15 protein-coding genes are annotated in these 18,213 nt (G+C 68.9%); all 15 read right to left on the bottom strand.

Going from position 1 to position 18,213, the window contains the following annotated elements; translation table 11 throughout:
• Positions 1-7: 7 nt before the first annotated feature.
• A complete protein-coding gene (locus ACX12F_RS09830; RefSeq protein WP_459369388.1) occupies positions 8-820 on the bottom strand; it encodes a YggS family pyridoxal phosphate enzyme in 813 nt (270 codons plus the stop codon).
• Entirely contained in the window at positions 817-1,527 is a 711-nt protein-coding gene (gene pgeF, locus ACX12F_RS09825; protein ID WP_459369387.1) for a peptidoglycan editing factor PgeF, read from the bottom strand. The genes ACX12F_RS09830 and pgeF overlap by 4 nt, the downstream gene beginning before the upstream one ends.
• A 42-nt stretch (positions 1,528-1,569) precedes the next feature.
• The gene (ftsZ, locus tag ACX12F_RS09820; protein ID WP_459369386.1) at positions 1,570-2,745 is read right to left on the bottom strand and encodes a cell division protein FtsZ; all 1,176 of its coding nucleotides are present in this window, start codon (positions 2,743-2,745) and stop codon (positions 1,570-1,572) included.
• A 238-nt stretch (positions 2,746-2,983) separates the two neighbouring features.
• The gene (locus ACX12F_RS09815; RefSeq protein WP_459369385.1) at positions 2,984-3,961 is read right to left on the bottom strand and encodes a cell division protein FtsQ/DivIB; all 978 of its coding nucleotides are present in this window, start codon (positions 3,959-3,961) and stop codon (positions 2,984-2,986) included.
• On the bottom strand, positions 3,958-5,409 hold the full coding sequence (murC, locus tag ACX12F_RS09810; protein WP_459369384.1) for a UDP-N-acetylmuramate--L-alanine ligase: 1,452 nt from the start codon (positions 5,407-5,409) through the stop codon (positions 3,958-3,960). The genes ACX12F_RS09815 and murC overlap by 4 nt, the downstream gene beginning before the upstream one ends.
• The gene (gene murG / locus ACX12F_RS09805; RefSeq protein ID WP_459370297.1) at positions 5,406-6,461 is read right to left on the bottom strand and encodes an undecaprenyldiphospho-muramoylpentapeptide beta-N-acetylglucosaminyltransferase; all 1,056 of its coding nucleotides are present in this window, start codon (positions 6,459-6,461) and stop codon (positions 5,406-5,408) included. Before murG ends, murC begins: the two co-directional genes overlap by 4 nt.
• Before the next feature lie 199 nt (positions 6,462-6,660).
• Entirely contained in the window at positions 6,661-8,376 is a 1,716-nt protein-coding gene (gene ftsW / locus ACX12F_RS09800) for a putative lipid II flippase FtsW (protein WP_459369383.1), read from the bottom strand.
• Between the two features lie 139 nt (positions 8,377-8,515).
• Positions 8,516-9,178: a DUF5642 family protein gene (locus ACX12F_RS09795; RefSeq protein WP_459369382.1), complete on the bottom strand. Its 663-nt coding sequence runs from the start codon at positions 9,176-9,178 to the stop codon at positions 8,516-8,518.
• A 66-nt stretch (positions 9,179-9,244) separates the two neighbouring features.
• Positions 9,245-10,324, bottom strand: a complete 1,080-nt coding sequence (gene mraY / locus ACX12F_RS09790; RefSeq protein ID WP_459369381.1) for a phospho-N-acetylmuramoyl-pentapeptide-transferase — start codon at positions 10,322-10,324, stop codon at positions 9,245-9,247.
• On the bottom strand, positions 10,321-11,820 hold the full coding sequence (locus ACX12F_RS09785; protein WP_459369380.1) for a UDP-N-acetylmuramoyl-tripeptide--D-alanyl-D-alanine ligase: 1,500 nt from the start codon (positions 11,818-11,820) through the stop codon (positions 10,321-10,323). The genes mraY and ACX12F_RS09785 overlap by 4 nt, the downstream gene beginning before the upstream one ends.
• Positions 11,817-13,370 (bottom strand): UDP-N-acetylmuramoyl-L-alanyl-D-glutamate--2,6-diaminopimelate ligase, encoded by a 1,554-nt coding sequence (locus ACX12F_RS09780; protein WP_459369379.1) that lies wholly within the window; start codon positions 13,368-13,370, stop codon positions 11,817-11,819. The genes ACX12F_RS09785 and ACX12F_RS09780 overlap by 4 nt, the downstream gene beginning before the upstream one ends.
• A 36-nt stretch (positions 13,371-13,406) precedes the next feature.
• Entirely contained in the window at positions 13,407-15,350 is a 1,944-nt protein-coding gene (locus tag ACX12F_RS09775; RefSeq protein WP_459369378.1) for a peptidoglycan D,D-transpeptidase FtsI family protein, read from the bottom strand.
• Positions 15,347-16,525, bottom strand: coding sequence for a cell division protein FtsL (locus tag ACX12F_RS09770; RefSeq protein WP_459369377.1), 1,179 nt, complete (start codon positions 16,523-16,525; stop codon positions 15,347-15,349). The genes ACX12F_RS09775 and ACX12F_RS09770 overlap by 4 nt, the downstream gene beginning before the upstream one ends.
• A complete protein-coding gene (gene rsmH / locus ACX12F_RS09765; protein ID WP_459369376.1) occupies positions 16,525-17,673 on the bottom strand; it encodes a 16S rRNA (cytosine(1402)-N(4))-methyltransferase RsmH in 1,149 nt (382 codons plus the stop codon). Before rsmH ends, ACX12F_RS09770 begins: the two co-directional genes overlap by 1 nt.
• Positions 17,648-18,082, bottom strand: coding sequence for a division/cell wall cluster transcriptional repressor MraZ (mraZ, locus tag ACX12F_RS09760; protein ID WP_459369375.1), 435 nt, complete (start codon positions 18,080-18,082; stop codon positions 17,648-17,650). Before mraZ ends, rsmH begins: the two co-directional genes overlap by 26 nt.
• Between the last annotated feature and the right edge of the window lie 131 nt (positions 18,083-18,213).

Here is an 18,213-nt window from a genome sequence, read left to right as displayed (position 1 = left end):
TGACTACTCATGGTGACGTTAGAGGACGCGGTCCCATTAACGCGGTACCGACACGCACACACGTTGACCCGTGTCGCACCGCAACTTCGAGGTCATTCGACATGCCCGCGGACAGCCCCAGCCGGTGCGGGTATTGCGTTTGGACCCTGAGCAATTCGGCCTCCAGCCGCGCAAACTCTGCGTCGGCGTCGCTGGCCAGCGGCGGGATGGCCATCAGACCCGCCAAGCCCAGGCCCGGAGCGGTGTGCGCGGCGGCACACAATTCATCGATCAGATCGGGGTGGCTCACCGGCACCCCGCCGCGGGCCGGGTCCCCGTCGAGGCTGACCTGGATGTACACCTGCAACGGCTCCGACCTGCGACCTTGGTCCAGTGCCTCCACCGTGCCGCGGGAGAGCGCCGCGAGCAACGGCGCGGTGTCGACCGAATGCACCACTGCCGCCCAACCCGCCACGGCCCGCGCTTTGTTGCGCTGAATTCGGCCGATCATGTGCCACCGAATTGCATTGTTCGACTCTATGTTCGATGACGAATCCAACAATTCACCCGGCGCTGTGATCAATTTCTTGTTGGACAGCGCTTCCAAGGCTTCGGTGACTTTGGCTACCTTTGCTGCGGCTTCCTGCTCCCGCGATTCGCCGAATGCCCGGCACCCCAATCCATACAGCGCAACAACATCGGTCGCGGGAAAGAATTTGGTCACCGGAAGAAATTCAATGTCGGCCCGATCCCGGCCGGCAGCTGCCGCGGCAGCGTCGATTCGCGTCTGAGTCCTGGCCAGCGACGCGGCCAGTTCAGCCTCGCGCGGCGCGCTGGTCATTCCATCCACACCACCGACGCCAGCCGCCCGGTCGGGGCGCCACGTCGGTGACTGAACAGATTCGGGTCGTCGACCGTGCAGCGCGGGTCGACGTCGACGGCTTTGATGCCCAGCCCCGCCAACTGCTTGGCGATGCCGGCCCGCAGGTCCAGACCCACGGTGCCGCGGGCGGTGGTGGTGATGCTGCCGGGGAGCACGGCCTCCACGTCGTCGGCCATCTCGTAGGGCACCTCATAGTTGCGTCCGCTGACCGCCGGGCCGAGCAGCACCGAGATGTCAGCGATCTGCGCGCCGAGCTTCTGCATGGCCTCGACCGTCCGCAGCACCACGCCGCCCGCCGCACCGACCCGCCCGGCATGCACGGCCGCCACCACACCGGCGCGCGCATCACCCAACAGCACCGGCACGCAGTCGGCCGTGATCACCGCGAGCGGCAGCCGCGGCGTCGCAGTGACCAGAGCGTCGGTGTTGTCGTAGGCTCCCCCGGCTCCAGTTCCAGGACCTTCGACAACTTCGACATGGTCACCGTGGACCTGGTTCATCCACACCAACGGGCCGTGCCCGATGGCCTCGGCCAGCCGAGACCGGTTGGCCGCCACGGCCTTTGGATCGTCGCCGACATGGTCACCCAGGTTGAACGTGTCGAACGGGGCCTTCGAGACCCCGCCCGCACGCGTCGTAGTCACTCTGCGGATACGGAACGTCACGATTCCAGATTTATCATGCGGACCCGCGTCACTCGACCATCGTCAGTGCTTCATGAACGGCGGCACGTCGACATCGTCGTCGTCGTCGCCACGACCGCCCACACTCACCGTCACACCGTTGGTCGCCGCCGGCACGCTGCCCGGGTCGGCTCCGAAGGCACCGAGCTTGCCCGCGCTGGCGGCCGAGAAGGTCTGGGCCCGGTGCGCGCCACCCGTGGCCGGCGTAGCCGCGGCACCCGGCACCGCCGAGGTGACCGGCTTGCGGCTCTGGCCGGCGGTGTCGAAACCAGCCGCGATGACCGTGACTCGAACCTCGTCACCCAGCGAATCGTCGATGACGGTTCCGAAGATGATGTTGGCCTCGGGGTGCGCGGCGTCCTGCACCAGCGACGCGGCCTCGTTGATCTCGAAGAGACCCAGATCGCTGCCACCAGCCACCGACATCAGCACACCCTGAGCGCCGTCCATCGAGGCCTCGAGCAGCGGCGAGTTGATGGCGATCTCGGCGGCCTTGAGCGCGCGACCGTCGCCGCGGGCCGAGCCGATGCCCATCAACGCCGTGCCGGCGCTGCTCATGACGCCCTTGACGTCTGCGAAGTCGACGTTGATCAGACCCGGGGTCGTGATCAGGTCGGTGATGCCCTGAACACCGTTGAGCAGCACCTCGTCGGCGCTGCGGAACGCGTCCATCAGCGAGACGGCGGCGTCGCCCATCTGCAGCAGGCGGTCGTTGGGGATGACGATCAGGGTGTCGCAGCTTTCGCGAAGTGCCTGGATACCCGTTTCGGCCTGGTTCGAGCGGCGCTTGCCCTCGAAGGAGAACGGGCGGGTCACCACACCGACGGTCAGCGCGCCGAGCTTGCGCGCGATGGAAGCGACGACGGGCGCGCCACCGGTGCCGGTGCCACCACCCTCACCTGCGGTGACGAACACCATGTCGGCGCCGCGCAGCAGCTCCTCGATCTCGTCCTTGGCGTCTTCGGCAGCCTTGCGGCCGACCTCGGGGTCGGCGCCGGCGCCCAGGCCGCGGGTCGAGTCGCGACCGACGTCGAGCTTGACGTCGGCCTCGCTCAGCAGCAGCGCCTGGGCGTCGGTGTTGATCGCGATGAACTCGACGCCACGAAGGCCCTGTTCGATCATGCGGTTGACGGCGTTGACGCCGCCGCCGCCGACGCCGATCACCTTGATGACGGCGAGGTAGTTATGCGGGGGTGTCATCTGACGTCTTCCTCCCTGGCTCGGTTTGTCCTGAGCAAAACTTCTCGAATCAAAACCCTAAACCTCAACCATAGGGTTAGAGTTATGTCAAGTTGTTCCGCGCAAACAGAACGGTAGGGGGCGGCCGCGCCGCAGCCGTGCAGGCGCGCCGAGAGTTCACGCGATTTTTCTTCGGTCCGGGGCGACAAGAGCGACGGGGAATACGGATAGGCGGGGCGAAGCGATGAAACTCGATGAGCTACTTCACAGTCGGCAGGTCAGGGCTGGACACGTCATAGGTGTGCCCCGGCTGGGTCAATAGTGCCCCCAACTTCAGCGCCTTCTCTTCAGTGCGGTCGGTGGTCCCCCAGATGACCTCACGACCGTCGTTCAGGGTCAGCGTCACGCCGGCGACCGATGGCGCCCCGACCCGCGCGACCTGGCTGAACACCTCGGGACGCAGCGACAACAACACCTCGAGAGCGGCCAGCGTCGCGGGATCCTTCGGCCCGGGATTCTCGGCGTCGAGGTACGGCAGCCCCTGCGGGGGCGGCTCGGTCGCGAAATCCACCCCGTCCCGGTCGAATAGGTGTGGGCCGTCCGGATAGTCCTTGGCCGCCACCGGAACCCGCTCCACCACCGTGATGCGCAGGGTCGACGGGTACTCCCGCTGCACCCGAGCACTGGCCACGCGCCGGATGGTGGCGACCCTTTCGGCCACCGCATCGGTGTTGACCTGAAGCAGCGGCGTGTCCGGTGTGACCGCGGCCGCCGCCGTGACCTCGTCCTCGGTCAGGGTCGTCACGCCGGTCACCACCGTGTGCCGGACGGCCATGATCGGCGTGAAGTACAGCACCAGCCCCAACGTGACCGCGAGCACGGCCGCCGCCGCAGACCACAACAACAGCTTCAAGCCGCGGATGACGCCCCGCGTGGGCGCCTTGGGCTGCTCCGAGAGGCCGGCCGCCCGGCGCCGGGCTTCCTGGTGCGCCTGCTCCAGGGCCCTGGCCCGTTCCAGCGCGATCCGCCGTTCCTCCCGCTCCCGGCGGGCGCGGCGACGGGGCCCTTCGTAGTCCGGTGACGCGGGATCAGCCGCCGCGGCATCCGACACGCTGTCCTCGGCTGCGGGTTCTGCTGCCGCGGTGTCCGGCTCGGCCGCCTCAGGTGCGACGTCTTCGGTCGTGTTGTCCTGCGTCACAACCGGATCCGGCTCCCCCGAGCCATCCTCCACGGTCACGGCGTGGGCCGTCCCGGAGCGGCGCGGTCGGCCTTGACCTCGAGTGCGGTCAAGATTTCGCGGCCCAGCAGGGTGACGTCGCCGGCACCCATGGTGACGATGACGTCACCGGGACCGGCCTTGGCCGCCACCTGCTCGGCGACCGCCGAGAAGTCCGGCACGTAATGCACCGGGGCGCAGACGTGTTCGACGATGCTCGCGCCACTGACCCCGGCCATCGGGGCCTCGCGTGCGGCGTACACGTCAAGCACGAACACCTCGTCCGCACGGTCGAGTGCCTGGCCGAACTCCTTCGCGAAAGTCTTTGTCCGCGAATACAAGTGGGGCTGGAACACCACGATGGACCGCGACGTGCCGGCCACGGCCCGCAACGCTTCCAGAGTCGCCCGGACCTCGGTGGGATGATGTGCGTAGTCATCGAAAACCCGGACGCCATAAGCGGTTCCGACAGCCTCGAAGCGCCGCCGCACGCCTTCGAACCCGGTCAGGCCGTCGAGCACGACCTCGGGATCGGCGCCGACCTCGCGGGCCGCCAGCAGCGCGGCCAGCGCGTTGAGTGCCATGTGCTTGCCCGGCACCGACAGCCGCATGCCGCGGCGGTGCGGCTCGCCCGCCAGCTGGACGGCCGCCACCCCGCCGGTGCCCTGCTGCTGCCAGGTCAGCAGCGTCGCTTCCAGATCCGTGCGCTGTGCACTGCCCATGCCGTACCGCAGCACGCGGACCCCACGCTCGACCGACCGCTGGGCCAGGGCTTCCGCGCCCGGGTCGTCGGCACACACCACGAGCGCACCGCCGGGACGCAACCGGGCCACGAAGTCGTCGAACACCGCGGTGTAGGCCTCGACGGTGCCGAAGTGATCCAGGTGATCAGCCTCGATGTTGGTCACGACCGCGACGTCGGGGGTGTATTCGAGCAGCGAACCGTCGCTCTCGTCGGCTTCGGCGACGAAACAGTCACCACTGCCGTGGTGGGCATTGGTGCCGGCCTCGCCCAGATCGCCACCGACGGCGAACGACGGATCAAAACCACTGTGCTGCAACGCCACGATGACCATCGAGGTCGTTGTGGTCTTGCCATGGGTGCCGGTCACCAGCACCGAGCGGTAGCCATCCATCAGCTTGGCGAGTACCACCGGGCGCATGATCACCGGGATGCCCCGCCGCTGCGCCTCCACCAGTTCGGGGTTGTCCTTGGGGATCGCGGCGTGTGTGCTGACGACGACGGTCGGGCCGCCGGGCAGCATGTCCAGGGACGACGCGTCGTGCCCGATCCGGATCTCGGCACCGCGCGCCCGCAGCGCCGCGACCCCGCGCGACTCCTTGGCATCCGAGCCCGACACCTGGCCGCCACGGTCCAGCAGGATCCGCGCGATGCCGGACATGCCGGCACCGCCGATACCGACCATGTGCACCCGAGCCAGCTCGGGCGGCAGCTCGCGCGCCGTCACTGGATACCCGCTGCGATATCAAGAGCGATCTGCGCCACCTGCCGGGCCGCGTCGCGATGGCCGGCCAGTGCCGCCGCCGTCGTCATCTGATCCAGTGCGGCGGTGTCGCCCATCAAAGTTCCGATCCGTTCGGTGACGAAGTCCGGTGTCAGCTCGGCGTCGTCGACCAACAGGCCGCCGCCGGCATCGACCACCGGAAGTGCATTGAGTCGCTGCTCGCCGTTGCCGATCGGCAGCGGTACGTAGACCGCGGGCAGACCGACCGCACTGACCTCGGCGACAGTCATGGCCCCGGACCGGCAGATCGCCAGATCCGCTGCGGCATAGGCCAAATCCATGCGGTCGAGGTACGGCACACCGACATACGGCGGACTGCCCGGCGCCGGCTCCGGCAACTCCAAGGTGTTCTTGCGACCGTAGGCGTGCAGGACCGCAACGCCTTGTGCGGCGAGGTTCTTGGCCGCTCCGGAGACGGCGCGGTTCAGCGATTGCGCGCCCTGGGAGCCGCCGAACACCAGCAGGACGCGGGCGTCGGGGGCGAAACCGAAGAATTCCCGGGCTTCCACGCGCAGCGCGGCCCGGTCCAGTGAGGTGATCGACTCCCGCACCGGGATGCCGACGACCTCGCCGCGCCGCAGACCCGAATCCGGCACCGCGGCCAGCACCCGGCGCGCCGAACGGGCGCCGACCTTGTTTGCCCAGCCGGCGCTGGCGTTGGCCTCGTGCACCACCACCGGAACCGTGCGGCGCCGGCGCAGCCCACCGCCGCGGGCGGCGAGGTAGGCGGGCAGCGAGACATAGCCACCGAAACCCACGACGACGTCGGCCTGGACCGAGTCGAGGATGTCACGTGTCTCGCGAACCGCGGCGCGGACCCGCATGGGCAGCCGGGCCAGGTCAGCAGAAGGCTTGCGCGGAAACGGAACCGGGGTGATCAGCTGGAGGTCGTAGCCACGCTCGGGGACCAGGCGGGTTTCCAGCCCACGGGCCGTGCCGAGGGCAGTGATCCGGACGTCGGGGCGCAGCGCCACCAAGGCGTCGGCGACCGCCATCGCGGGCTCGATGTGACCTGCGGTGCCGCCTCCGGCCAGAACCACCGAGATGCTCCGGGTTCCCCCGTCGCTGCGCTCGCCTCCGGGCCTTTCCCCGTCGCTCCGCTCGCCTCCGGGCCTTTCCCCGTCGCTCCGCTCGCCTCCGGGCCTTTCCCCGTCGCTCCGCTCGCCTCCGTCCGAACTCACACCCAATCCTGACTCACCCGTACCGCTGACCTTCCAATGTGCGAACCCGTGGGTCCGACCGGCGCGGGTCACGTCTTTGTTGACCCTTGAGGTCACCATTTTGCCTTGCGCGTCGTCCGGCGCCGTCGCCCGGTACGGGGTTGCCGCGCTTGCTGCGGCTGTGGTCTGCGCGCCGGTCCGGTTCCTCCGCTCGTCGCGTCCGCCTCGGGGCGTCGGCCCGGCGCTGCCGGGCGGGCGGTTCCTGTCTACCGGCCTGACGGGTGGGTCGCGCCGATTTCGTGGGCTTTGCCGGTTTGGCGGGGTTGGCCTGCCGGGCAGCAGGCTTGCGAACGGGCTTGTCGGCACGGCCGCGCACTCGGTCCCGGGCCGAGTCCGGGTCGGTCGGCGAATACGGCACCGGCAGCGGCAGCCGCAGGATCCGGTTCATCCGGTCGTCGCGGCCGGCCCGCAGCGCGGCCACCGCCTCGGGCTCGTGACGCGCCGCATTGGCGATCAAGCCGATCAGCAGAAGTGTTGTGGCCGTTGCTGTTCCGCCGGCAGAGATGAGCGGCAGCTGGATACCGGTGACGGGCAGCAGGCCGAGCACGTAACCGACGTTGATGAACACCTGGCCGACCACCCACAGCGTTGTGGTGGCGGTCAGCAGCCGCAGGAACGGGTCGACCGACCGGCGGGCGATCCGCATACCGGTGTAGGCGAAGAGGCCGAACAGGCACAGCATGCCCACCGCGCCGACGAACCCCAGCTCTTCGCCGATGATGGCGAAGATGAAGTCGTTGTGCGCATTGGGCAGGTAGTTGAACTTCGCGGTCCCCTGCCCCAGGCCGTCACCGAACATGCCGCCATTGGCCAGCGCGTATTTGGCCTGGCGGGATTGGTAACCGATACCCAGCAGATCGGAGTCGGGGTCCAGCCAGGCCCGCACGCGGTCCGAGCGGTAACCGGCGGACACGGCGAGCATCGCGGCCGCGCCGACCGCCGCCAGCAGCGAGGTGGCGAAGATCTTCAGCGACAGACCGGCGTACCAGAGCAGGCCCAGCAGGATGATGCCGACCGACACCGTCTGGCCGAGGTCAGGCTCGGCGACGATCAGGCCCAGGGCCAGCACCGCCGCCGGTACCAGCGGAAACAGCAGTTCTTTCAGGCCGGCGTGCTGCATGCGGCGCGTCGCCAGCAGGTGCGATCCCCAGATCGCGAAGGCGATCTTGGTCAGCTCGGACGGCTGCATGGAGAAGCCGGCGACGACGAACCAGCCGCGGGCACCGTTCGACAGGTGGCCGATGCCAGGGATCAGCACCAACGCGATCAGTACGAGGCTGACGATGAAGGCCGGCAGCGCCATCCGGCGCATGAACGAGATGGGTAGACGTAGCGCGATGTAGAACGCGAACAGGCCGATGACCGTCCAGAGCACCTGCTTGGCGAAGATCGTCCAGGGCGAGCCGTCCTCGTCGTACGAGTGCACGCCCGAGGCGGAGAGCACCATGGTCAGGCCCAGTGTGATGAGCAAAGCCGCGCAGGCGATGACCAGGTGGAACGACGTCATCGGCCGGCTCAGCCAGGCCCCGAACCGCGCCCGGGGACCCTGGCGCTTGGGCGCGGCGGGCTGGGCGGCGTCTTTGGCGGGCTGGTCACCGTCCGAAGCGGTGGCGCCGTCAGCCGGCGTCGAGTCGTCGGCGCCGGCCGGGCCGGCTTTGCTCCGGCGGAGCTTCGCAAGGATATCCGGCATGTGACTACCCGACCTCGTTATTCACATTGGTCACAAAAACCACAACCGTCCCTTGCATCCCAAAATCCTCCCCTGTCACCGTCGTCGGGCGCGGCACATCCGGCGCGTGTCGCCGGAATGGGGTGATTTGCCAGGAACTTCAGCTCTTCATTGCCGCAACAGTCTTGACGAGCACGTCCTTCGCGACCTGCGGGTCGATGTCGGCCTGCACGACGGCAACCGTCTTGTCGCCCATGACTGCGGTATAGGTGGTTTCCTCGATGGCCTTGCCATTGGCGGTGATGTGCGCCTGCACACCCATGGTCTTTGCGCCGGCGATGTCGGGACCGGGGATGCGTTCGACGGTCGCGGTGACACCGTCGGTCGTATCGACGGTGAGGTGATCACAGCCGGAGTGGCCGAGTTCGCCGACGGTCTTATCGGCCTCCGCCGCCATCACGATGATGGTGTGGGCCTCCTGGTCGCTGCCGATGAAGCCCGCCGTCTTGGCTCCGACGCCGGCCGGCGCGAGCGGCTTGAGCAGCGACGCACACTCGGCGGGAGTGACGACCGACGGCGGCGTCGTGGTCAGTGCGCCGACACCGGGCGCGTCGAGCTTCTCCTGGGTGACGGTGTCCCGCTCCAGATCCATGGGGTCAAAACCCGGCGGCAAGCTCGACTTGGCGCCGCCGACCTTCGAAATGTCGTACTTCGCCGCGGCCTCGCTGCCTCCGGACTTGCCGTCCGAGCCGCCGCAGCCGGCGAGCAACGCCGCACCAGCCACCACGACAACCGGCCCGACCAGGTATTTCTCGACATTCATGGCGCGACCCTAACAGCGGCTACCAGCGCCACGGCGCACCTGCTGGATGTTGACCGGGAGCCGTGTCTAGCGGCCACCGGCAGAGAGCCACTCGCTGTAGAACAGTGCCACCCCGAGCCCGCAGGCAATGGCGGTGAGCAACCAGAACCTGATGATCACCGTGGTTTCGGCCCAGCCGGCCAGTTCGAAGTGATGATGGAACGGCGCCATTCGGAACACCCGGCGACCGGTGGTCCGGAATGCCAGAATCTGCACCACCACCGAGGTGACCTCGGCGACGAACAGGGCGCCCAGCACAATGGCCAGCGTCTCGGTGCGGCTGGTCACCGACAGGCCGGCGATGATGCCACCGAGTGCCAGGGAACCGGTGTCGCCCATGAAGATCTTGGCCGGTGCGGCATTCCACCAGAGGAAGCCGATGCAGGCGCCCGCCGTCGCGGCCGCGACCAGTGCCAGGTCCAGCGGATCGCGGACGTTATAGCAGCCCGGCCCCGGGCTGGTGGCGCACGCGTTGCGGTACTGCCAGAACGTGATCAGCACGTATGCGGCGCTGACCATCGCCATGGCGCCGGCCGCCAGGCCATCCAGGCCGTCCGTGAAGTTCACCGCGTTGGACCACGCGCTGACCAGCACCACGACGAACAACACGAACAGCAGCGGGCCCAGGGTGACGGTCGCGATCTCGCGCACGTAGGACAGGCCGGCACTTCCCGGTGTCAGACCATTGGCGTTGCGGAACTGCAGCACCAGAGCGCCGAACAGAACGGCGGACACCAGCTGCCCGACGGTTTTGGCGGTCTTGTTCAGGCCCAGGTTGCGGGATCGCCGGATCTTGATCAGATCGTCGATGAAGCCGACCGCACCCAGCGAGGTGGCCAGGCCGAGCACCAGCAGCCCCGAGGCCGACGGCCCTTCGCCGTCGACCAGCAGCCCCACCACATGGGTGCCCAGGTACCCGCACCAGATACCGGTGACGATCGCGACGCCACCCATCGACGGCGTACCGCGTTTCTTCTGGTGGCTGGCCGGACCGTCCTCGCGAATCTCGTGGCCGAAGCCGCGCCGGGTGAACAGCCGGATCAGCACCGGCGTCAGCACGATCGACACCGCGAGCGCGATGCCGACGGCGAACAGGATCTGAATCACGCTTGCCCCTCCCGCGCCAGCTCCTCAGCCAGTGCGCCGAGCCCCGCCGAATTCGAGGCCTTGACCAGCACGACATCGCCGGGCTCCAGCTCGGCGCGCAGCAAATCGAGCGCGGCACCGGCATCGGGGACCGGCGAGACCTCGCTGCCCCACGAGCCTTCCATCACCGCGCCGTGTTGCATGGCGCCCATAGTCCTCCCGGTTCCGACGACGACCAGTCGTGAGACATCTAAACGCACGGCCAGTCGACCGATGCTGTCATGTTCGGCAATCGCGTCATCACCCAGTTCTGCCATCTCGCCGAGCACCGCCCAGCTACGCACCGGCGCACCGGTCTCGGCGCGCGCCGACTTGGCCATCCAGGCCAGTGCCTTGAGGCCCGCCCGCATCGAATCGGGGTTGGCGTTGTAGGCGTCGTTCACCACGACCACACCGTCAGCGCGAGTGGTGACCTGCATGCGGTGCTTGGAGACGGGTCCGGCGCCGGCGAGCGCGTCGGCCACCTGCTGCAGGGTCGCGCCACATTCCAGCGCGACCGCGGCCGCGCTGAGCGCGTTGGACACCTGATGATCACCATGCACCGCCAGTGCGACGTCAACCTGCTGCTCCCCCGCATGCAGCGTGAAGCGTGGGCGGGCCAACTCGTCGAGGCTGACGTCACCGGCCCAGACATCGGCACCAGGCGACCGGGAGACGTGCACCACGCGGGCCGCGGTGGTCTCCGCCATCGCCGCCACGGCGGCGTCGTCGGCGTTGAGGATGACGACACCGGTGGCCGGTACCGCTTGCGGCAGTTCGGATTTCGTCGCCGCGATGACCTCGCGCGAGCCGAACTCGCCGAGATGCGCGGTACCGACATTGAGCACCACACCGATCGACGGCGGCGCGATCGCGGCGAGGGCCGCGATGTTCCCGGGGTGCCGCGCGGACATCTCCAGCACCAGGAAGTCGGTGTCCGGGGTGGCTCGCAGCACCGTCCACGGATGGCCGAGCTCATTGTTGAACGATCCCGGCGGCGCGATGACTTCGCCCAGCGGTGCCAGCACCGCGGCCAGCAGATCCTTGGTCGACGTCTTGCCCGACGAGCCGGTGACTCCGATGATCCGCAGTCCCCCGGCAGTCAACCGGTCGGCCACCGCGCGGGCCAGCTTGCCCAGGGCTGCCAGCACCGCGGCGCCCGAACCATCGGCGTCGTGCTCGAGCGCACCCGAGGATGAATCAACCTGTCCAGCAACAGGTTTCACGACGATGGCCGGCACGCCGACCGGCCGGGCCGCCAACACCGCGACGGCGCCGGCCGCCACCGCGCCTGCGGCAAAGTCGTGTCCGTCCGACCGGGCGCCCGGCAGGGCCAGGAACAACCCGCCCGCGGTGACGGCCCGCGAGTCGAACTCCACGGTCCCGGTCACCCGGGTCGACGCCGCGGCATCGGCGGTGATGTCGGACAGCTCGCCGCCGACGATGTCGGCGATCTCTGCCAGGGTCAGGTCGATCATGCGGGTGACTCCCCAGTCTTCAAGGTCGCGGCATGCAGGACCTGATCCAAAGACGCGGCCAACTCGTGACGATCGTCAAAAGGACGAGTACGGCCTGCGCGGGTCTGGCCCGACTCGTGTCCCTTCCCCGCGACCAGGACGGTGTCGCCGGCTCTGGCCCAGCCGACGGCATGGTCGATGGCCGCCCGCCGGTCACCGATCACCACCACCTCGGCCGATCCGTCGGCGGCACCCGCCGCGATGGTGGCCCGGATCTGGTCGGGGTCTTCGTCACGCGGGTTGTCGTCGGTGATCACGACCAGGTCCGCGAGTTCCGCGGCGATGCGTCCCATCGGTTCACGCTTGCCGGCGTCGCGGTTGCCGCCGGCGCCGAACACCACGGCCAGCCGGCCCTGGGTCTGCGGGCGCAGCGTCTGCAGCACGGCCTCCAGGGCGCCGGGCTTGTGCGCATAGTCGACGAGGGCCAGGAAATCCTGCCCACGGTCGATGCGCTGCAGGCGGCCGGGCACGCTGGCGGTGGCCAGTCCCGGCGCTGCCTGCTCCGGGGTGACGCCCACGGCGTCGAGCAGTGCGACGGCCAACAGCGCGTTGGCGACGTTGTAACCGCCGGGCAGGTCGATCCGCAGCCCGTGCCGGACGCCGTCGGGCCCGATAGCGGTGAACTGCTGACCACCGCGGTCGGCCTCGATATCGGCGATGGTCCAGTTGGCGTCGCCTGTGGTGCTGACGGTCACCGGGTCGGCGGCCCGGGCTGCCATCCGGCGGCCCCAGTCGTCGTCGACACACACGACCGACACGGCAGCACGGTTGGGCGAATCCGGTTGGAACAGGCGAGCTTTGGCGTCCAGGTAGTCCTCCATCGTCGGATGGAAGTCCAGGTGGTCCCGTGACAGGTTGGTGAACCCCCCGGCGGCAAAGCGCAGCGAGTCCACCCGGCCCAGTGACAACGCGTGGCTGGACACCTCCATGACCACGGTGTCCACGCCACGCTCGACCATGGTGGCCAGCAGCGCCTGCAGCGCCGGGGCCTCGGGAGTGGTCAGCGAACTCGGCAGGTCGCGGCCGTCGATCCGGATACCGACGGTGCCGATCAGACCGGCCACCCGCCCGGCGGCGCGCAGTCCGGCTTCCACCAGATAGGTGGTCGTGGTCTTGCCGGAGGTCCCGGTGATGCCGATGACGCGCAACCGCTCGGATGGCCGGCCGTAGATCTCGGCGGCGACTTCACCCAGTACCGCACGCGGGTCGGGTTGGACGAGAACGGGCACGGTGACATCGAGCAGGTCCAGGCCGGCCGGGTCGGTCAGCACCGCCGCGGCGCCGGCAGCGACCGCATCGGCGGCGAACCGAGCACCGTGTGCGGCCGATCCCGGCAGCGCCGCGAACAGATCCCCAGCGACGACATCCCGGCTGCTCAGCGTGACGCCGGTGACCCGCAACTCCCGAACCTGCGAATCGGATGACAGCGCTGCGCCGACGTGGTCGGCCAACAAGCCCAGCGCGGCTCCGACAGGGTCAGCGGGGCGCAAGGTAGGCGAAGACATGGCCATGACACAGTACCGGGCCGGATACGGGCACCCGCCCGGTCAGGTGGCCTGCAGGATCAACGGCGGACCCGGGTCCGGTGACAGCGGCACGTTCTCGCGCTGCATCAGCCACGCCGCGATGTTGTGATAGAGCCCCGCCATCGAGTGCCCAGGAGTTCCGTCAGGGTTGCGCTGCGGGTTGTTGGCCATGATGCCGACGACGTACCGCGGATCGTCGGCCGGCGCCATACCGGCGAAGGTGATCCAGTAGTGGTCGTCGTAGTAGCAGCCACACGCCGGGTTGATCTGCTGCGCGGTACCGGTCTTGCCGGCCATCTGGTAGCCCTCGACGGCACCCGGCCAGCCGGTGCCCTGCTGGGTACCGCGCGGATCCCGCTGAAGTATCGCGCGGAACATGTTGCGCACCGTCTTTGCGGTCTCGGGCGACACCACCCGGACGTTTTCCGGCGCCTTCTGGTCCTGGTGGGTGCCGTCGGCCGAGACGACCGACTTGACTATGCGCGGCGGGATGCGCACGCCGTCGTTCGCGATGGCCTGGTACATGCCGGTCATCTGCAACAGTGTCATCGAAAGACCTTGGCCGATGGGCAGGTTCGCGAACGAGCTGCCCGACCATTGATCGATCGGCGGAACCAGACCCGAACTCTCGCCTGGCAACCCGGAACCCGTGCGCTGGCCGAGGCCGAACTTCGTCAGCATGTCGGCGAACCGTTCCGGACCGACCCGTTGCGCCAGCATCAGTGTGCCGATGTTCGAGGACTTCCCGAAGACGCCGGTGGTGGTGTACGGGTCGACGCCATGGCCCCACGCGTCGTGGATGGTGACGCCACCCATGTTGTATGTACCTGGGACCTGCAGCACCTCATCGGGATTCGAGAGGCCGAACTCGATGACCGAGGCCGCGGTGACGATCTTGTTGACCGAACCCGGTTCGAAAGGCGACGTCACGGGCAGGTTGCCCATCTGCTTGTCGTCCTGCCGGTTCAGCTCCTGCGCCGGGTCGAACGTGTTGTCGTTCGTCATGGCCAGAATCTCACCGGTTTTCGCGTCCAGGACCACGGCGGAGACGTCGTGCGCCCCGGACATGTCCTTGGCCTGCTGCACCTGCTGCTGGACGTAGTACTGGATGTCGTTGTCGAGGGTGAGCTGCACCGTCGCGCCGTTGATGGCGTCGTGCCGGTCCCGGTAGCTGCCGGGGATCACCACGCCGTCCGAACCGCGGTCGTAGGTGACCGATCCGTCGGTGCCGGAAAGCTTTGCGTCGAAGGAGTCTTCGAGGCCGAGTAGGCCGTGGCCGTCCCAGCCGATATCGCCGACGATGTTGGCGGCCAGCGAGCCACCCGGGTACTGCCGGATGTCCTGACGCTCGGCACCGACCTCGGGGTACTTCTTGGTGATGGCGTCGGAGACCGCCGGATCGACCGCCCGGGCCAGGTAGACGAACGAATCCCTGCCGGTGATCTTCTTGGCCAGGGTCGCGGCATCGGGCTTGTTGTTCAGCAGACCGGCCACGCCGACCGCGATCTCGTTGAGGCGCTTGTCCGGGTCCGGCGCCGCCGGGGTCTTCGCCTTCGCCTCGGTCAGCTGCTGACGGATTCGGTTGGGCTGGAAGGTCAGGGCCCGCGCCTCGATGGTGAACGCCAGCTTGGCGTTGTTGCGGTCGACGATGCTGCCGCGCACCGCCTTCTCCACGTCGGTGACCTTTAGCTGACTGGCGGCCTCGGCGCGCAGACCCGCCGCACGCGGCCCCTGCAGGAAGAACAACTGCACAGCCGCCGTCACCAGCACCAGCGCGATGACGATATTGCCGGCTTTGTGGCGGAACCCGAACGAGCCGGTCCGCCCCTCGGGTACGACAGCCTCGCGGGTCCGTCGGTCGCGGGCCGAATGCGGTTGCGCGGTACGTGGTTTGGCGGCGGGCTGCCGCTTGCGCGGCGCGCCGGTCCGCGTAGCGCCGGGCTTGCTCGGGCGCGTGCCGCTCATGCGGGAAGGCCGGGGGCGGGCTGCACCGGCAGCGGGGCCGGAACCTGCGCCGGAACCGGAGCCTGCGCAGCCGGCACGGGCAGCGCGGCTTCAGGCTGCTGGGCCGGCCCAGGCAGGGTGCCCTGCCCGGGTACCGGAAGGGCCGGCGCGGCGGGGACGGGTGCCGCGAGCGCGGGCGCCGGGACCGGGAGCACAGGAGCCGCGGGGGTCGGCGGACGTACGACCTGCTCGCGCGGGTCCACCACCACCGGTGCGGGAGCGGCAGCCGGGGCCGGAACCGCACCCGGGACCGGAATGGCGCCCGGGGCCGCAACAGCGCCCGGGACCGGAACGGGCGCGGCAGCCGGCGCCGGGGCGGGAGCAGCGGCGGGCGCCGGGGCGGGAGCAGCGGCGGGCGCCGGGACCCGGGCAGGCGCCGGGGCGGGCGGGGCCGCCTCGGGCAGCGGCGTATTCAGGGGTGGCGGCGGAACCCCCTGCGCCGGCTTGGGACTACCGACCAGCAGCCAATTGCCCGTCGGATCTTGCACCAGGTGCGCGGTGTCGCGGGACGGGATCATGCCGAGGTTGCGGGCCGCATCGGCGAGTGCCGGCGCAGCCTGTGCCACCAGCACGTCACGCTCGAGGGCCTCTTTCTGTTGCTGCAGAGCCTGATTGATCTCTTTGGCGCGGCCCAGTTCATAGGACCGCTCGGCCGCCGAGGTCGACAGCCACAGCGTGACGCCGAGACCCATGCCGAGCGCACCGATGATCAGCACGACGAAAGGCACCCGCGCGATCAGGCGCCGCGGGTTCAGGTCCATCTCGGCGATACGGATGATCAGCCGCTCCCGCAGCGGGGTGCGAACAACCCTGGGCGCCTTGGCCTTACGCGCCTTGGCTCGAGCCTTGGCCTGAGAGGCACTCTTGGGGCGCGACGGTGCCGCAGCAGGCCGGGCGAACGGCGTGGTCTGCGGACCGGCACCGGTGGGCTTTGACCGCTGCGGCCGGACGTCGCGCTTGCCACGCTTGACGCGGGCGTCAGTCTTGTTGTCGCGCCCCACTTCCCGCTTGCCCACGTCGCGGCGGGCCTCGGGCTCGCCACTGCGGCGGGTCCGCCCCCCGGCGCGCCTGCTCGGGTCCGGGTCGGCACCCCGTCGAGTGCTGCCGCTGCGTACCGGTGCTGGCCGCTTTGCCATCACAGACCTCCCCTTGTGACAACTTTTTCCAGTGCGCGCAGCCGAACCGATGCGCTACGTGGATTCAATTCGAGTTCGTGTTCGTCGGCCCGCTCAGCGCCTCGCGTCAGCGAGGTGAAAAGCGGCTCGTAGCCGGGCAACTCCATCGGCAGGCCCTCCGGAGTGCGCGATGCGATCGCATCGGTGAAGTAGCCCTTGACAATTCGGTCTTCCAGCGACTGATAGGCCTCCACCGCGATGCGGCCGCCGGGCCGCAGCGCATCCAGGGCCGCAGGTATCGCCGCGCGCAGGCAGTCCAGCTCTGCGTTGACCTCGGTGCGCAGCGCCTGGAACGTCCGCTTCGCGGGGTGACCACCGGTCCGACGGGCTGGGGCCGGAATCACCGCGTACAGCAGCTCGACCAGTTCGGTCGTCGTCGTGAACGGGCGCCGGGCCCGTTCCCGGACGATCGCGCCGGCGATGCGGGAGGCGAACTTCTCCTCGCCGTACTCGCGCAACACGCGGGTGAGCGCCTTGGCGTCATAGGTGTTCAGGATGTCGGCCGCGGTCAGGCCCGAAGTCTGGTCCATCCGCATGTCCAATGGCGCGTCCTTCGCGTAGGCGAAACCGCGTTCGGCCTGGTCGAGCTGCATGGAGGACACCCCGAGGTCGAACAGGATGGCATCCAATTCGCCTGGGTGGTAACCAGATTGGGTCAGTGCGTCGTCGATGCCGTCGTAGGCGGTGTGCACCAGGTGCACGCGGTCACCGAACGGTGCGAGCCGCTCCCCCGCCAGCCGCAGCGCGGTCTGGTCCCGGTCCAGCCCGATGAGCGTCAGGCCGGGAAAGCGTGTCAGGAAGGCTTCGGAGTGGCCACCGGCACCCAACGTCGCGTCGATCATGACGGCGCCGCTGCCATCGGCGGCGCGCCGGGTGAGAGCGGGGGCCAGCAGCTCGACGCAGCGGTCCAGCAACACCGGGATGTGCGGCCGGCGATCGGTCAACGCAACACCCCCAAAAGGCTTCAGCTGGTGGATTTGTGCGGCCCCTGCAACGAGGTCTCTGTCCGAGTTGACGGACCTGACGTTGGGGAAGTACGCCAGGGCCGGTTCGGGCAGAGGCCACGCTGCACGGGCCTGCAGGTCAATGGGTGCTGCCGAGCGCTTCATCGCTTGCCGCGGAGAAGTTCTCTTCGTGAGTTTCTTGGTAGGTCTGCCAGGCCGCGGCATCCCAGATTTCGAGGTAGTCCACCGCACCGATCACGACGCACTCCTTGGTCAGGCTCGCGTAGCGACGGTGATCGCCGGACAGGGTGATGCGGCCCTGCGCGTCGGGGTGCTGCTCGTCGGCGCCTGCGGCGAAAACGCGCAGGTCGGCACGAGCAGCGGGGTCATTCCGCGGAGTGCTCGCCACGCGGCGGGCAATCTCTTCTTCGAACTCGGCCCTCGGGTACACGGCGAGGCTGTGATCTGGACTCTTGGCGACCATCAACCCTCCTGCCAGTGCGTCGCGGAACTTGGCGGGCAACGTCAGTCGCCCCTTGTCGTCGAGCTTCGGCGTGTAGGTACCCAGGAACATCAGGCACCTCCTACCACTCCGGAGTCCGGTCTCTCCGACGTCCGCCACATTACCCCACAATCCCCCACTTCTCTCCATTCAAAGTCTAAAAATGACCTTATCTGCCCCACCCGGCACAGTGATCACGACAA

This window comes from Mycolicibacterium sp. HS_4_1, assembly GCF_054515875.1.
Note: the sequence above shows the minus strand (reverse complement) of the source record. Positions and strands in the feature narration are given on the sequence as shown.

Coding starts and splice junctions, on each gene's coding strand:
- ACX12F_RS09830 (WP_459369388.1), bottom strand. CDS start 820: ATGACCAGCGCGCCGCGCGAGGCTGAACTGGCCGCGTCGCTGGCCAGG.
- ftsZ (WP_459369386.1), bottom strand. CDS start 2,745: ATGACACCCCCGCATAACTACCTCGCCGTCATCAAGGTGATCGGCGTC.
- murG (WP_459370297.1), bottom strand. CDS start 6,461: ATGGCGGTCGCCGACGCCTTGGTGGCGCTGCGCCCCGACGTCCGGATC.
- ftsW (WP_459369383.1), bottom strand. CDS start 8,376: ATGCCGGATATCCTTGCGAAGCTCCGCCGGAGCAAAGCCGGCCCGGCC.
- ACX12F_RS09795 (WP_459369382.1), bottom strand. CDS start 9,178: ATGAATGTCGAGAAATACCTGGTCGGGCCGGTTGTCGTGGTGGCTGGT.
- ACX12F_RS09785 (WP_459369380.1), bottom strand. CDS start 11,820: ATGATCGACCTGACCCTGGCAGAGATCGCCGACATCGTCGGCGGCGAG.
- ACX12F_RS09780 (WP_459369379.1), bottom strand. CDS start 13,370: ATGGCCATGTCTTCGCCTACCTTGCGCCCCGCTGACCCTGTCGGAGCC.
- ACX12F_RS09775 (WP_459369378.1), bottom strand. CDS start 15,350: ATGAGCGGCACGCGCCCGAGCAAGCCCGGCGCTACGCGGACCGGCGCG.
- ACX12F_RS09770 (WP_459369377.1), bottom strand. CDS start 16,525: ATGGCAAAGCGGCCAGCACCGGTACGCAGCGGCAGCACTCGACGGGGT.
- rsmH (WP_459369376.1), bottom strand. CDS start 17,673: ATGAAGCGCTCGGCAGCACCCATTGACCTGCAGGCCCGTGCAGCGTGG.
- mraZ (WP_459369375.1), bottom strand. CDS start 18,082: ATGTTCCTGGGTACCTACACGCCGAAGCTCGACGACAAGGGGCGACTG.